This window comes from Paraburkholderia lycopersici, from assembly GCF_900096975.1.
GTDB lineage: Bacteria > Pseudomonadota > Gammaproteobacteria > Burkholderiales > Burkholderiaceae > Paraburkholderia > Paraburkholderia lycopersici.
This window is the reverse complement of record NZ_FMYQ01000002.1, coordinates 358,097-371,861: the sequence shown is the minus strand read 5'-3', so window position 1 is coordinate 371,861 and position 13,765 is coordinate 358,097. Positions and strand designations below refer to the sequence as shown.

At 65.0% G+C, this 13,765-nt stretch carries 12 protein-coding genes, 1 pseudogene and 1 riboswitch; of the genes and pseudogenes, 9 read left to right on the top strand and 4 right to left on the bottom strand.

The features are described 5' to 3' along the window. Positions 1–378 precede the first annotated feature (378 nt). The 7 genes and pseudogenes from BLU17_RS04470 (at position 379) to BLU17_RS04440 (ending at position 6,039) form a co-directional block, all read left to right on the top strand. Positions 379–1,137: an ABC transporter substrate-binding protein gene (locus tag BLU17_RS04470; protein ID WP_091995032.1), complete on the top strand. Its 759-nt coding sequence runs from the start codon at positions 379–381 to the stop codon at positions 1,135–1,137. 40 nt (positions 1,138–1,177) lie between these two features. After that, positions 1,178–1,867: an ABC transporter permease gene (locus BLU17_RS04465; protein WP_091995029.1), complete on the top strand. Its 690-nt coding sequence runs from the start codon at positions 1,178–1,180 to the stop codon at positions 1,865–1,867. Next, on the top strand, positions 1,864–2,577 hold the full coding sequence (locus tag BLU17_RS04460; protein ID WP_091995026.1) for an ABC transporter permease: 714 nt from the start codon (positions 1,864–1,866) through the stop codon (positions 2,575–2,577). Before BLU17_RS04465 ends, BLU17_RS04460 begins: the two co-directional genes overlap by 4 nt. Before the next feature lie 32 nt (positions 2,578–2,609). Further along, the gene (locus BLU17_RS04455; RefSeq protein WP_091995023.1) at positions 2,610–3,377 is read left to right on the top strand and encodes an ABC transporter ATP-binding protein; all 768 of its coding nucleotides are present in this window, start codon (positions 2,610–2,612) and stop codon (positions 3,375–3,377) included. 212 nt (positions 3,378–3,589) lie between these two features. Continuing rightward, positions 3,590–5,161: a methyl-accepting chemotaxis protein gene (locus tag BLU17_RS04450; protein ID WP_091995020.1), complete on the top strand. Its 1,572-nt coding sequence runs from the start codon at positions 3,590–3,592 to the stop codon at positions 5,159–5,161. Continuing rightward, positions 5,140–5,271: pseudogene (locus tag BLU17_RS34495) on the top strand (VOC family protein); the annotation flags it as partial. The gene BLU17_RS04450 and the pseudogene BLU17_RS34495, both read left to right, overlap by 22 nt. 291 nt (positions 5,272–5,562) lie before the next feature. Beyond that, the gene (locus tag BLU17_RS04440) at positions 5,563–6,039 is read left to right on the top strand and encodes an SET domain-containing protein (protein WP_091995123.1); all 477 of its coding nucleotides are present in this window, start codon (positions 5,563–5,565) and stop codon (positions 6,037–6,039) included. 141 nt (positions 6,040–6,180) lie between these two features. Here BLU17_RS04440 and BLU17_RS04435 read toward each other — a convergent pair whose 3' ends face one another. Both BLU17_RS04435 and BLU17_RS04430 read right to left on the bottom strand, forming a co-directional pair. Continuing rightward, on the bottom strand, positions 6,181–6,984 hold the full coding sequence (locus BLU17_RS04435; RefSeq protein WP_091995018.1) for a transporter substrate-binding domain-containing protein: 804 nt from the start codon (positions 6,982–6,984) through the stop codon (positions 6,181–6,183). Positions 6,985–7,194: 210 nt separating this feature from the next. Further along, on the bottom strand, positions 7,195–8,298 hold the full coding sequence (locus BLU17_RS04430; RefSeq protein ID WP_091995015.1) for a porin: 1,104 nt from the start codon (positions 8,296–8,298) through the stop codon (positions 7,195–7,197). 346 nt (positions 8,299–8,644) lie between these two features. Further along, positions 8,645–8,841, top strand: a riboswitch (cobalamin riboswitch). Between the two features lie 102 nt (positions 8,842–8,943). On the opposite strand from BLU17_RS04430, the gene BLU17_RS04425 reads away from it, so the two are divergent. Next, entirely contained in the window at positions 8,944–10,869 is a 1,926-nt protein-coding gene (locus tag BLU17_RS04425; protein ID WP_091995013.1) for a TonB-dependent receptor domain-containing protein, read from the top strand. A 55-nt stretch (positions 10,870–10,924) separates the two neighbouring features. On the opposite strand, the gene BLU17_RS04420 is transcribed toward BLU17_RS04425, so the two are convergent. Together BLU17_RS04420 and BLU17_RS04415 are read right to left on the bottom strand one after the other, a co-directional pair. Then, positions 10,925–11,578, bottom strand: coding sequence for a Vgb family protein (locus BLU17_RS04420; RefSeq protein ID WP_091995010.1), 654 nt, complete (start codon positions 11,576–11,578; stop codon positions 10,925–10,927). 51 nt (positions 11,579–11,629) lie between these two features. After that, positions 11,630–12,850, bottom strand: a complete 1,221-nt coding sequence (locus BLU17_RS04415) for a helix-turn-helix domain-containing protein (RefSeq protein WP_091995120.1) — start codon at positions 12,848–12,850, stop codon at positions 11,630–11,632. A 150-nt stretch (positions 12,851–13,000) separates the two neighbouring features. Between BLU17_RS04415 and BLU17_RS04410 the strand changes: the two genes are divergently transcribed. After that, complete coding sequence (locus BLU17_RS04410; RefSeq protein WP_091995007.1) at positions 13,001–13,765, top strand: DUF899 domain-containing protein; 765 nt, start codon at positions 13,001–13,003, stop codon at positions 13,763–13,765.

The window sequence follows — 13,765 nt, the reverse complement described above, 5'->3', positions numbered from 1 at the left end:
GCGACGGCGCGCGCGCCCGCGTCGATGGCGGCGAAGCTGGCCGGATCGAGATCGAGCCTGACTGCCTCGCGCGCGATCTGGCGCAGTTGGGGAAGGGTAAGGTGGCCGGGGGTCAGTTTAATCATCGCAATGTAAGTTGTCTGGACAAGGTGGAATTAGATTACCGAATCCATCTTGTCTATACAAGTTAAACGACCTACATGTATACCCGCACGCTGCTTCCCCGATGCTGAAATTACGTTGTCCTTCGATTGCGGCACAGTGAAATCCCAGGTGATAACACCGATTGCCGGCCTTTTCGGCACATCGATAATTGTATAGACAACTCCCGGGGCCGATCCAGTCATCTGACCAGGCACCCTTCCTATTGGAGACTTCATGAAGAAAATTGCCTTGAGTGTCGCCCTCGCCCTTGCTGCCGGTGGCGCCTATGCGAAAGACTGGTCCACCATCCGCTTCGGCACCGACGCCAGCTACGCGCCATTCGAATCGAAGGCGACGGACGGCAAGCTGGTCGGTTTCGACATCGATCTCGGCAACGAAATCTGCAAGCGCCTGAATGCGAAGTGCGTATGGGTTGAACAGGATTTCGACGGCATGATTCCGGGCCTCAAGGCCAAGAAGTTCGACGGCGCACTCTCCGCGCTCACGATCACCCCTCAGCGCGAACAGCAGATCGCCTTCTCGGCAAAACTCTTCAATACGCCCACGCGGCTCGTCGCGAAAAAGGGTTCGCCGCTCCAGCCGACCATCGCGTCGCTCCAGGGCAAGACGGTGGGCGTCGAGCAAGGCTCGATTCAGGAAACCTATGCGAAGGAAAACTGGGCGCCCAGGGGCATCGGCGTGATCCCCTACCAGAACCAGGACCAGGTCTATCTGGACCTGCAGTCCGGGCGCCTCGACGCCGCGCTGCAGGACGAAGTCCAGGCCGATCTCGGCTTCCTGAAGACGCCGCGCGGCGCGGGGTTCGCGTTCGCGGGCCCGGAAATTCCCACAGGCGCCGCCGCCATCGGCCTGCGCAAGGAAGACGCCGACCTCAAGGCGAAGATCGACAAGACGATTGCCGACATGATCAAGGACGGCACATACAAGAAGATCGAGTCGAAATATTTCGACTTCGACGTGTATGGCGGTTAAGCGCCGCTGTCTTCACCTGCATTGATCAGGACATTCCTTCATGGTCTTTCAAGGCTTCGGCCCGCTGCTCCTCGCGGGCACGTGGGAAACCATCAAGCTCGCGGTGCTCTCGCTCGGCGCCGCGTTTGTGCTGGGGCTCGCGGGCGCTGCGGCGAAGCTCTCGCCCAACCGCGCGCTTGCTCGCTTCGGCACGACGTACACCACGCTCATTCGCGCGGTTCCCGACCTCGTGCTGATGCTGCTGCTGTTCTACGGCATCCAGATCTGGCTCAACGACGTGACCGACATGATGGGGATGGACCAGATCGACATCGATCCATTCGTGGCGGGCGTCATCACGCTCGGCTTCATCTACGGCGCGTACTTCACGGAGACCTTCCGCGGCGCGTTTCTCGCCGTCCCGCGCGGGCAGATCGAAGCGGGTTTCGCGTACGGCATGAGTTCCACGCGGGTATTCACGCGCATCCTGTTCCCGCAGATGATGCGCTTTGCGCTGCCCGGCATCGGCAACAACTGGCAGGTGCTCGTGAAAGCGACGGCGCTCGTCTCGATCATCGGCCTCGCCGACGTGGTGAAAGCCGCGCAGGACGCCGGCAAGGCCACGCAAGCCTTTTTCTTTTTCACGCTCGTGACCGGCGCAATCTATCTCGCCATCACCACGGTTTCCAATCTGGCTTTGCACCGCCTCGAAAAACGCTACTCGACCGGTGTGCGGAGGGCTGCGCTGTGATCGAACTGCTTCGTCAGTACTGGCCAAATTACCTGTACAGCGACGGCTTCAACGCCAGCGGTCTCGTCATCACGCTCTGGCTGCTCGTCGTTTCGATCGTGGCCGGCTTTCTGCTGGCCGTGCCGCTGGCCATTGCGAGGGCATCGCGCAACGCGTGGATTTCCCGGCCTGTCTGGGTCTACACGTATGTGTTTCGCGGCACGCCGCTCTATGTGCAGCTGCTGCTCTGCTACACCGGTATTTACAGCCTGCACTTCGTCCACTCGAATGCGCTACTCGGCGACTTCTTTCGCAGTGCCATGAATTGCACGCTGCTTGCGTTCGCGTTGAACGAGTGCGCCTACGCCACCGAGATTTTCGCGGGAGCCATCCGCGAGACCTCGTACGGGGAAATCGAAGCCGCGCAAGCCTACGGCATGTCGAAGACCAAGGTCTATACGCGCATCATCCTGCCATCCGCATTGCGGCGCGCTCTGCCTTCGTACAGCAACGAAGTGATCCTGATGCTGCACGCCACCACGCTCGCGTTCACGGCGACGGTGCCAGACATCCTGAAGGTGGCGCGCGACGCGAATTCCGCCACTTATATGACGTTTCAGGCCTACGGCATTGCGGCGGCGCTCTATGCGTCCATCGTCTTTGCCCTGATCTGGGCGTTCCGCCGCATGGAATCCCGGATGCTGGCTTATCTGAAACCGCAAGGCCGTTGAATGACACGCAGTCCTGATGGAGTGTATCGAGAATGTACAAGCTGATTGTCGACGACCTGCACAAGAAGTTCGGCGAGAACGAGGTGTTGAAGGGCGTATCGCTCAAGGCAAAGGCTGGCGACGTAATCAGCCTGATCGGCTCGAGCGGTTCGGGAAAGAGCACGTTCCTGCGTTGCATCAACTTCCTCGAATCGCCCTGCTCGGGACGCATTACGCTCAACGGCGAGGAAATCCGCACGAGCGCCGACCGCAGCGGCTCGCTGCGCGTGAGCGATCCGAGCCAGCTGCAGAAAATGCGCACGCGCCTCTCCATGGTGTTTCAGCACTTCAACCTCTGGGCGCACATGACCGTGCTCGAAAACATCGTCGAAGCGCCCGTGAGCGTACTTGGATTGAGCCGCGGCGAGGCCGAGACCCGCGCGCGCAAATACCTCGACAAAGTGGGCCTTGCCGCGGGCGTCGAGCACAAATATCCATCGCATCTTTCGGGTGGCCAGCAGCAGCGCGTGGCGATCGCGCGCGCGCTCGCCATGGAACCCGAGGTGATGCTGTTCGACGAGCCCACCTCCGCGCTCGACCCCGAACTCGTGGGCGAAGTGCTGCGCGTGATGCAGGCCCTCGCCGAAGAAGGCCGCACGATGATCGTCGTGACGCACGAAATGGGCTTCGCGCGTAATGTGTCCAATCACGTCGTGTTTTTGCACAAGGGGAAAATCGAAGAGCAAGGCGACCCGAAGGAAGTCCTCAATGCGCCGCGCAGCGAGCGGTTGCAGCAGTTTCTGGCCGGGCGGCTCAAGTGAATCGCTTTTTAAGGACGCGCATCGCTAACGTTTGCGATTGCGGCGTAAGGTCGCGATCCCGTTCTCCTTTTTGAAAACCGCATTATCGAAGCACCTTTCTGAAATATCCTCGCGCTACGGTTATTCCTGACCGGATCATCAGCGTGCATTTTGCGGCTGAGCCCGGATTTTCTGGTCCTTTTCTGGTCCTTTTCTGGTCCCAAAGGTACAACGTGCGCGAGAACCTACCCGTTACTCAACGTGAATACGAAATAGCGGCAGATGCAACGCTCATGTCCATGACGGACGCGAAGGGCCGTATCACCTACGCCAATTCGGCGTTCACCAAGGCATGCGGATTTTCCATCGAGGAATTGCTCGCCAAGCCGCACAACATCGTCCGGCACCCCGACATGCCCACGCAGGCGTTTGCCGATTTATGGGCGACGCTCAAGGCGGGTTTGTCGTGGACGGCCCTGGTCAAGAATCGCCGCAAGGACGGCGACCACTACTGGGTGCGGGCCAATGCGACACCGGTGTTTCGCGATGGGCGGCTCGCCGGGTACATTTCGGTGCGCACCAAACCGGGCCAGGAAGAGATCGCCGCCGCGGAAAAGCTGTACGGCGAGTTCCGCGCGAACAAGGCCGGTAGCCGCGCGTTTCACCAAGGGCTCGTCGTGCGCAATGGCGCGCTTGCCTGGCTGTCGCTGTGGCAGGTGATACCGCTGCGGTGGCGCATCCGTTGCGCCATGTTCGTCGCGATTGCGCTCACGGTTGCGGCCGGGTTCCTGTTCGGTTTGCGCGGCTCGATGATCGAAGGCTTCTCCGGCACCATCGCCGCGGTTCTGCTGCTGACGACGGCCGGCCTCGAAGCGCAGATCGCGCGGCCCCTGAAGCACGTGCTCGAACAGTCACTCGCCGTGGCGTCGGGCCAGTCCGCAGGCAGCATGACCGTGAATCGCGCCGACGAAATCGGCATGATCCAGCGGGCCGTCGCCCAGGCGGGCCTCAATCTGCGCTCGCTCGTGGACGACGTGAGCGAGCAGCTATCGGGCCTGCGCCACGCAAGCGCCGACATCGCCAGCCGCAACAACGAGGTTTCGCGGCGCAGCGAGGAGGCGGCCGCCAGCCTGGAGCAAACGGCGGCCTCCATGGAGCAGATGACGGCGACCGTGAAGAACAACGCCGACACGGCCGCGCTGGCCAGCCAGCTTGCGGGCACGACCAGCAACGCGGCCGCCGCGGGCGGCGAGGTGGTCGGGCAAGTGGTCGCGACAATGGGCGAAATCGCCGTCGCCAGCAAGAAGATCAGCGAGATCATCGGCATCATCGACGGCATCGCGTTTCAGACCAACATCCTCGCGCTCAACGCGGCGGTGGAAGCCGCGCGCGCCGGCGCGCAAGGCCGGGGCTTCGCCGTGGTGGCCAGCGAAGTGCGCACGCTTGCGCAGCGCAGCGCCCAAGCCGCGAAGGAAATCACTTCGCTGATCAATGACAGCGTGCGCAAGACGACGGCCGGCAGCGAACTCGTCAACAAGGCCGGCGACGCGATGGAGGACATCATGGACCAGGTCACGCGCGCGGCCGATCTGATTCACGAAATCAGCCTCGCGACGAAAGAACAGTCCGAAGGCATCGGCCAGGTCAACATCGCCATCACCCACCTCGACCAGGTCACGCAGCAGAATGCCCGCATGGTGCACGAGTCCGCAGCCGCGGCCGAGGCGCTCAGCGCGCGGACGAAGAGGCTCGAAGACGCGGTGGCCGTGTTCGACGGCGGCGCCGCGCGAGCCAAGCGCGGCTGAAGGCGCTCGGCGCGGAATTCACGCAGAAGCCGATGGGCCGCTTCGGCAGCGTCGATGCCGGGTTCCGCGACCCCGCAGGCAACGGCTGGAAGATGATTCAGGCGCCGAAGGCAAACGCAAGCGGTTCGGCAGCGGATTCGAAACGATTACGGCGATCACGGAATGGCCGGCAGACGGTTTCAGCGCCTGGCTTGCGGAGAACAGGGGAAACCCGGCCAGGTTGCGCCGACGCCGTCCGGGAGCTCGACGGACGGGAACGGGACCGGCGCGCCACGCCCGTTCGATACGGTGCGCCCAGCATGTGAAGACGCGATATCGCACGGCACCGGGCATATGCAATTTCGTTACGCGCTTTCATCGTGGCCGCTTATACTGCACGCGTTCAACGCGTGGACATGGCCATGAGCAAACGAATGACTGTCCGGCGTTCGCCGGTGCACGGAAGAGGCGTCTATGCACTGCGCCTGTTGCGGGCTGGCGAGCGTATCTTCGAGTACAAGGGCAAGATCATCAGTTGGCGCAGCGCCGCCTGGCGTTATCGTCTGCGCGAAGACGACGCGCATACGTTTCTTTTTGGCCTTTCCGACGGCCGCGTCATCGACGGCGGCCAGGGCGGCAACTGGGCCCGCTGGCTCAATCACGCCTGCCAGGCGAACTGCGAGACGATCGAAATAGACGGTCACGTGTTCATCGACGCATGCCGCGACATCATGCCCGGCGAAGAGCTTTTCATCGACTACGCGCTCGAACTGCCCGACGATGCGGGCGAAGACACCATGCGCGACTACGTTTGCCGCTGCGGAACGCCGGCCTGCCGGGGAACGATGCTTGCCGCCGCGGCAAGCGCGCCGCAATCGAACGACGCGCCAAGTCGGTAGAGCGCGCTCAGCGGGAGTTGCCCGCTACGTTCGGGAAGCCGTGTAGCGAACCAGAAAGCGCGCCGGAACCCGCAAGCGATCGCGCCGGCCATCGATACGGCCGGCGCGATCGTCGGGAATCGTCAGAAAGCGCGCCAGGCGTTACTGCGAGAGCGGTTGCGTGACGTCCTGGCCGAACCAGTGCACGGAGATCTTTTTGAGCGTGCCGTCCTGCTTGAGCGACGTGAGCGCGTCGTTGATCGCCTTCTCGAACTTCGGATTGCCCTTGCGGAACGGAATGCCCATTTCCTGATCGGCGCCCTTGAGCACCACGCCCGGACGCAACGGCAACTGCGACGTCTTGATGATGTACGGCAGCATCAGGCGGTCGTCGATCGTCGCGTCGATCCGCTTCGCGGCCAGGTCGCGCAGCTTTTCGGGTGCGCCGGGGTAGGTCTGCACGTTGATGCCCGGCACGGCGCGCGCCATCTGGTCATAGTTGGTCCCGAGCGTCACGCCGAGCTTTTTGTCGCCCTTGAATTCGTCGAGCGCCTTGAACTCGCGTTTGTCGTCGGCGCGCTGGATAAGCTGTGCGGCCGAGTACGTGTACGGCTGGCTGAAGTCGAGCGCCTGCTGGCGTTGCGGCGTGATGGTCACCTGGTTGACGATCACGTCGAACTTGCCGGCCTGCAGCGCTGCGATGATGCCGCTCCATTCGGTGGGAATGAACTCGGGCTTGACACCGAGCCTGGCCGCCACGGCCTTCGCGACATCCACGTCGAAGCCGACGAGTTCGCCCTTGCTGTCACGGGAATCGAACGGGGGATAGGTGCCTTCCAGTCCAATCTTGAGCACCCCCGATTGCTTGACGGAATCCAGCAGGTCTTCCGCGTGAGCGGAAACCGCGGTAAATCCAAGTGCCGATACGGCAAGCGCGCTGGTGAGCAGGAGCTTCGACAACTTCATTCAACCTCTCCTCTTTATCGGATATTTGATTGCTTCGCGATGGTACTTTGGCGCTCCCCGGGGGACGCGTCGCTAGAGAATACTACTTTCGGCAGCGCGATCGTAGTCCGCCAGGCTGAGTACTTTCCCGCGCTGACTTTCCCGATGGCGGCGAACCGCCCATGTCGGCACTTACAGCGCGAGCACGGGCGCGGGAGCGCCGTATCGGAATCAGAAGCGATGCCGCACGCCCGCCGACACGAGCAACTGGTTGCGCCCGCCCGACGGATCGCAGCTGTTGATCATCGCGAACGCGCCGGAGGAGGCGCGCTGATAAATCGCCTCGGTGTAGACGTCCGTGCGCTTCGACAGTTGGTAGCCGGCCTGCAGCGCGCCTTGATGCCAGTGCGCCGCGGACGTCGCCGCGGCGTTCGTGTACGCATACATGCCCGCCAGCGTGAACGCGGGCGTCACTTGCCAGAGCGCATTCACTTCGTAGTTGCTGAACGCGACCGAGGGCAACGGCGCGCCGCCGTCGGCGCTGCTGACACCCGTGTGAACGGAGCGTGACCAGGCGGCTCCGAGCGTGACATCGCCGAGCGCGTAGCTCATGCCCGCCCCTATCGTGTCTTCGCGCTGCACGGCGACCTCGGCCGGCACGAGACCCGCGCCCGGCAAGACCGACGTATCGTACGCGCCCACCGAGGAGGCGCCGCGTCCGTCGATGTGCATCCATGCCACGCCGGCGTTGAACGCGCCGCCGTCGTAGTGGGCGCCAAAGCCGTAGGCGCGGTTCTGCGCGAAGCGCCCCGCCGCGTTCGAAAACGCGTACATCGCGCCGGCGCTCAAGCCGCCATACGTTGCGCTCGCAACCTTCACGGCGTTCGAGACGAGCCAGGAATTGTTCGCGTTGTCGTTGTCGAACGGATGCGCGAATGCCGTACCGCCCGCGCCGCCCGTGAGCGTGTACGGCGCGAAGTAATCGTACATCGTGTCGTATTGACGGCCGAGCGTCAGCGTGCCGTACCGTTCGGATTGCAAACCGACATAGAACGGATGGTCGTCGAAGGGCTCGCCCGTCGTCACCGAGAAGCCGCGCTCGAGGCGAAAAATCGCGGCGTTGCCGCCGCCGAGATCCTCGGTGCCCCGCAGGCCCCAATAGCTCCCGTCGATGAGACCCGAGTCGGCGCGATACTGGGCGCGGCCGCCGACGTCGCTGATGTAGTCGAGGCTCGTATCCATCTCGCCGTACAGCGTCAGTTGCTGCGCCGATGCATCGGCGCCTGTCAATGCCAGGACCGTCCCGCCAAGGACGGCCAGAATGTTCTTGTTCATGAATCTGCTTGCTGTGTATGTGGGAAATGCATGGACGAGCGCGCCGGCTCTCGCGCCATGCGGCGCGGGGCGCCTGCGTCGTCTGTCCGGCGCGCTATCGAGCCGCAAGCGGGCTGCGAGCGCACGAACGCCCCGAGCGGTCTTTCGCCGCATGCGGGTTCAACGGGTCGCGGCGGGACTAGCCGGCTTTTCTATGGAATGCGCCTGGCTATTGACGGCTCCTCGGGTTACCCAGCCCGCCGCACGAAAAATAGCGGGAAGGATAGCGGAAGTCGGTGGCGAGGCCAAACCGGGCATTTTCGCCACACCTCGCCGCGCGAGGGTTGACGCGGCGAATGCCGGGCCATTACCCTTGCGCGCTGATGGTTCCCGGCGACGGGATCAAAAGGGAACGCAGTGAAGGCGCGAGCGCGCCGAGTCTGCGGCTGCCCCCGCAACTGTGAGCGGCGAGTTCGTGCCAGAGAGGGCCACTGGGAAACCGGGAAGGCCGGCACCGAACGTCGACCCGCAAGCCAGGAGACCTGCCATCAGCCGAGTCCAGCAGCCGCAACGGGCGGGGTTCCCCAATGCGCAAGCACCGCCCCTGTGGCGGTCGCCCGTTGCAAGGACAGCCCGTATTCAGGAGCTGTTTCCAGCCATCGCGCCATGAAGTTCCGCCAGTTCGTTTTCACGTCCGCCGTGCTCGCCTGCGCATGGCAAACCGTCCACGCCGCCGATGCATCGCCCTCCCAGGAGCAACTGGCCGGCGACACCGCGTTGCCCAACATTCTTGTCCTGGGCGACGCTCAGCATCTGCCGCAATCGTTCGATCAGCGCTACGCGAGCACCCAGGTCCTCACGCGCCAGGACCTCGAGCGCCTCTCTCCCGCCGACCCGAGCATCACGCAGGCGCTCGCCACGCTGCCGGGCGTCACGGTCTCGCAGAACGGCGGGCCGGGCGCGTATGCGGCGGTGAGCATTCGCGGGTCGTCGTCTGAGCAGGTGGCCGTGTTCATCGACGGCATACGCGTGGGCTCCGCCACCACGGGCACGGCCGAGTGGGCCGACCTGCCGGCCAGTGCGTTCGATCGCGTCGAAGTGATTTCGGGGCCCGCGGCGGCCTCGTTCGGCGCGGACGCCGTGGGCGGCGTCGTGCAGCTCTTCACGCGCCATGCGTCGAATCAGCCGAACCAGACCACCGTGTCGTTCGGCGGCGGGTCGAACAAAACCTTCGACACGCAGTTGCGCACCTCGGGCACGATCGGCTCCACCGGCGCGCTGTCCGCGCTGAGCGGCCTCACGTATTCTCTGGGTCTGCACGACTACAACACGGCCGGGGTCGACGCGACGCAGCCGTGGGCCTATGGCCACGAGGACGGCCGCAATCCGTACCACGCGCAAAATCTGGACGCGCGCCTTGGCTACGCGCACGACAACTGGTCGATTTCGACGTTCGCGCTCTACCACCGCTCCGATCTCTCGTACGACAACGCGGGAAGCAACAACCACCAGCGCGACAACCAGCTCACGACCGGCCTGGCGTTCCACCTCGACATCACGCCGACCACGCAGTTCGACCAGTCCGTGGGTTACGCAACCGACCGTCAGTTCCTCTATTCGAACGCCCCGACGATCCCCACCGACGAGATCGACTCGACGCGCCTGTCCACCTCCACGTCGATCACCCACCAGGAGAGGGGCCACACGCTCGCCGGCCTGCCGCTCGAAGGCGAGACCAAGCTCGCCTATGACTTCACGCGCGAGCTGGCGTTCCTGCCAGTGGACGTTCCGGGCGGCATGCCGGCGCGCAACGATTCCGCCGTGTCGATGCATCAGTCGACCACGCTCGGGCCGCTCACGCTGTTCCTCGCGGGGCGGCACGAGATCGTGCAGGGGCAAGCGGTCAACACGGGCAACGCCGCGCTCTCATGGGCGATCACGCCGGACTACACGGCGCGCGTTTCCTACGGCAACGCATTTCGCCTGCCCACCTTCAACGACCTCTACTACCCGAGCTACTCGAACCCCGACCTGCAGCCCGAGCGCAGCAACACGGTCGAGGCCGCGCTCGACGCGACCACTTCGATCGGCACGTTCACGGCAGCGGTCTACGACACGCGCGTACACGACCTCATTACCTACGACTCGCAGACCTTCCTGCCCGTGAACGTGGGCCGCGCGCATATCCAGGGCGTCGACCTCTCGTACAAGGGCACGCTTGGCCAGTACACGCCGGTGAGCCTCAGTGTCGGGATTCTGAATCCGCGGGACGTGACCGATCAGACCTGGCTCAATCGCCGACCGCGCCAAACAGTGAGCCTGAACGTCGATCACACGTGGGACGAGTTCCATCTCCACGCGCTGAGCACGGGCGTGTCGCTGCTGTATAACGGCTCGACCTTCGACGACCAGTTCAACACGATCTATCTGCCTTCGTGGATGACGCTCAGCCTGCGCGCCTCGTACAAGGTCAATGCGCATCTCGCGCTTTCGGCCACGCTCGGGAACGTGTTCAACCGGCAGTACATGACGGCCTACGGGTACAACACGCTCGGGCGCACGGCGTTCGGCAAGGTCACCTATACGTTCTGACCGCCATGACCGCCCTGACGCTTCGAACGCCGGCGAGCGCGGATGCCTGACCCGCTCACTCGCCCGCTTCGCTTCCCCGCCTCGGCCGTCGCACCGCGCGAATCTTCCCGCTGTTGCCGCCGCCGCAGAAAAACTGCTCGCCGCCGTCGGATTCCAGCCCCGAAACCGCGGTGCCGGGCGGCATGTCGAGCTGTTCCAGCACTTCGCCCGTGTCCGGGTCGATGTGCCGCAAATCGCTTTCGTCGCCTTCCCAGGTGCCGTGCCAGAGTTCGCCGTCCACCCATGTCACGCCCGTGACGAAACGGTTCGATTCGAGCGTGCGCAGAATCGCTCCCGTCTGCGGGTCGATCTGATGGATCTTGCGTTCCCGATACACGCCGACCCAGAGCGTGCCGTCCGCCCATGCGAGCCCCGAATCGCCGCCGCCGCCGGGCGCGGGAATCGTGGCGAGCACGCGGCCCGTCCCGGGGTCGATCTTGTGGATGCGGTCCTCGGCGATCTGGAACAGGTGCCGCCCGTCGAAGGCCGTGCCGGCGTGCGCCGCGACGTCGATCGAGCGCCGCGTTTTGCCGCTCTGCGGATCGAGCGAGGCAATGCGCTCGCCCACGGCGAACCAGACGTGCTTGCCGTCATACGTGACCCCGCCCACCTTGTCGATGCCGGGAAACGGACCGTACTCGCGCACGATTTCGGCGGCCGAACGTTTCATGGTTTCCTCCTTGCCGCAGGCACAGCGAAGTCAACGGAACAGATGTCCATCCTAATCGCCGGGCAGCGGCGCGGGGAGTAACAAGGTCGTCGCGAATCCGGGGACGGGGGGCGTGGTCCAGCGGCGCGCCCGGCCATCTCCGAAAGACTGCACCTTGTCCGCCGCCGCGAGCGAATCGAGCGCGCGCTGCACGGTGCGCTGGCTCGCGCCCAGCGCCATGGCAAGCGCCGAGCTCGACCACGATTGGCCATCGGCGAGAAATGCGAGCACCGCCGCGTGCTTTTCCTCCACGGGGCGCGCCAGCACGACCACCTCGCGCGCGCTGCGCGGCGCCAGCGCGAAGCCCTGTGGCGTCGCGCCGATATCGGCCAGGTCGCGCAAAAGCATGCGCAGCCGCCCGATTTCGACGCGCAGGCGCGCGCGGTGCGTTTCGTCGGCGTGCTTCGTGCGGAAGGCGCGTGCGATCAGCGTGTCGCGCGGGACGTCGGCCGGCCAGGCCTCGGCCAGCGCACGCGCGAGCACGAACAGCACGGGGCGCCTCGCGAGTTCGACGACGGCGGCGCCCTCGCGCACGACGTGGCGGCACGCATCCACGACGAGCGCCCGCGAAGCGAGCAGCGCTTCGACCTCCTCCAGCAGCAACGCACGTTCTTCGCCGCGCGCGATGAGGCGCGCCGTCGGCGCGTTCAGCAGCAGCGCCGCGCTTTCGACCTCGGCGACCAGGGCCGCGATACCCGTTCGACGCGCGAAGCGCGCGGCTTCGTCCAGCGCCCGGCGCGCGGCCTGGGTTTGAATGCGCCGCATCGCAATGCCCGCGGCGATCAGTTCGTGAGTGGCGCGCAAGGCGGGCGGCAACGGCGCGGGGTCGGCCTGCGCGAGCAGGCTTCCGGCTTCGTCGAGCCGACCGATCAACAGCAGGCGGCGGATCTCGAGGTAGCGCGCGTGCGCGGCGTTGGGACGGTCGCCATGCGCTTCGAGCGTTTGCCGCGCCGCAGCGAGCGTACCGGTCGGCCAGCCGAGGTCGCGCGAGGCGAGCGCGATTTCTGCCTCGGCGACGACGCAGCGCGCGCGGGCCACGGCCTCGCGCGCACCGAAGGCGCGCGCCGCGTTGCGCAACAGCGTTTTTGCACGCGCGAGATCGCCAAGCTGGGCCATGGCGATGCCGCGCAGCGCGAGCGCGGGCGCGTCGTCGCGCAACGCGACCCGGTTCAGCGCACCGAGCGGGTCACCGGCCGCGAGCGAGCGCGCCGCGGCCGTGATCAGCGAGTCCATGCTCATGCGAATCCCGCCACACTTGTCACTCCCCTCGTTCCAGGCCCGGACCTAATCTAACACGGCGATCAAACGAATCATCGATCGAACGGCGCGGCCGCGCCGACCACCCACGGCCGCCATACACGCAATCCACAGGAGGACCAGGCGATGGCAACCCATACCACTGCAACACGCGAAGACTGGCTCGCGGCACGAATCGACCTGCTGGCAGCCGAGAAGGAACACACCCGGCGCGCGGACGCGCTCGCGCAGCAGCGCCAGGCGCTGCCATGGGTGCGGGCCGACAAGACTTATCGATTCGAAACCGAGGAAGGCAGCGCCACGCTCGCCGGGCTTTTCAAAGGCCGCTCGCAACTGCTCGTCTATCACTTCATGTTCGGGCCGGACTACGCGGCGGGCTGCCCGTCGTGCTCGTCGATCGCGGATGGATTCGACGGCGTCGCCGTTCATCTCGCGAATCACGACGTAAGGCTGATGGCCGTCTCGCGCGCGCCGCTCGCGAAACTGCTGGCCTACCGCGAGCGCATGGGATGGCATTTTCCGTGGGCGTCTTCGAACGGCAACGATTTCAACTACGACTTCAACGTGTCGTTCACCGCGGCACAGCAGCGCGCGGGCGACGTCGAATACAACTACGCGCGCAACGGCCACGCGATGGACATGACGCCGCCGCCCGAGCCGGTCGCCCGGTTCGCGGCAAGCTGCGGCACCGACGCAGCGACGTATGCGCGCGACCGGCCCGGCCTCAGCGCATTCGTGCTGGAGGACGGCGTGGTCTATCACACGTATTCCACCTACGCGCGCGGCCTGGATGGCGTCTGGGGCATGTATCAGTGGCTCGATCGCGCACCGAAGGGCCGCAACGAGGCCGGCATCTGGTGGCGCCGGCATGATGAGTACCCCGAAGGTTGA

Bases quoted from the DNA above. Each gene is read 5' to 3' on its own strand.
- BLU17_RS04470 (WP_091995032.1), top strand. From the start codon at position 379: ATGAAGAAAATTGCCTTGAGTGTCGCCCTCGCCCTTGCTGCCGGTGGC.
- BLU17_RS04465 (WP_091995029.1), top strand. From the start codon at position 1,178: ATGGTCTTTCAAGGCTTCGGCCCGCTGCTCCTCGCGGGCACGTGGGAA.
- BLU17_RS04455 (WP_091995023.1), top strand. From the start codon at position 2,610: ATGTACAAGCTGATTGTCGACGACCTGCACAAGAAGTTCGGCGAGAAC.
- BLU17_RS04440 (WP_091995123.1), top strand. From the start codon at position 5,563: ATGAGCAAACGAATGACTGTCCGGCGTTCGCCGGTGCACGGAAGAGGC.
- BLU17_RS04435 (WP_091995018.1), bottom strand. From the start codon at position 6,984: ATGAAGTTGTCGAAGCTCCTGCTCACCAGCGCGCTTGCCGTATCGGCA.
- BLU17_RS04430 (WP_091995015.1), bottom strand. From the start codon at position 8,298: ATGAACAAGAACATTCTGGCCGTCCTTGGCGGGACGGTCCTGGCATTG.
- BLU17_RS04425 (WP_091995013.1), top strand. From the start codon at position 8,944: ATGAAGTTCCGCCAGTTCGTTTTCACGTCCGCCGTGCTCGCCTGCGCA.
- BLU17_RS04420 (WP_091995010.1), bottom strand. From the start codon at position 11,578: ATGAAACGTTCGGCCGCCGAAATCGTGCGCGAGTACGGTCCGTTTCCC.
- BLU17_RS04415 (WP_091995120.1), bottom strand. From the start codon at position 12,850: ATGGACTCGCTGATCACGGCCGCGGCGCGCTCGCTCGCGGCCGGTGAC.
- BLU17_RS04410 (WP_091995007.1), top strand. From the start codon at position 13,001: ATGGCAACCCATACCACTGCAACACGCGAAGACTGGCTCGCGGCACGA.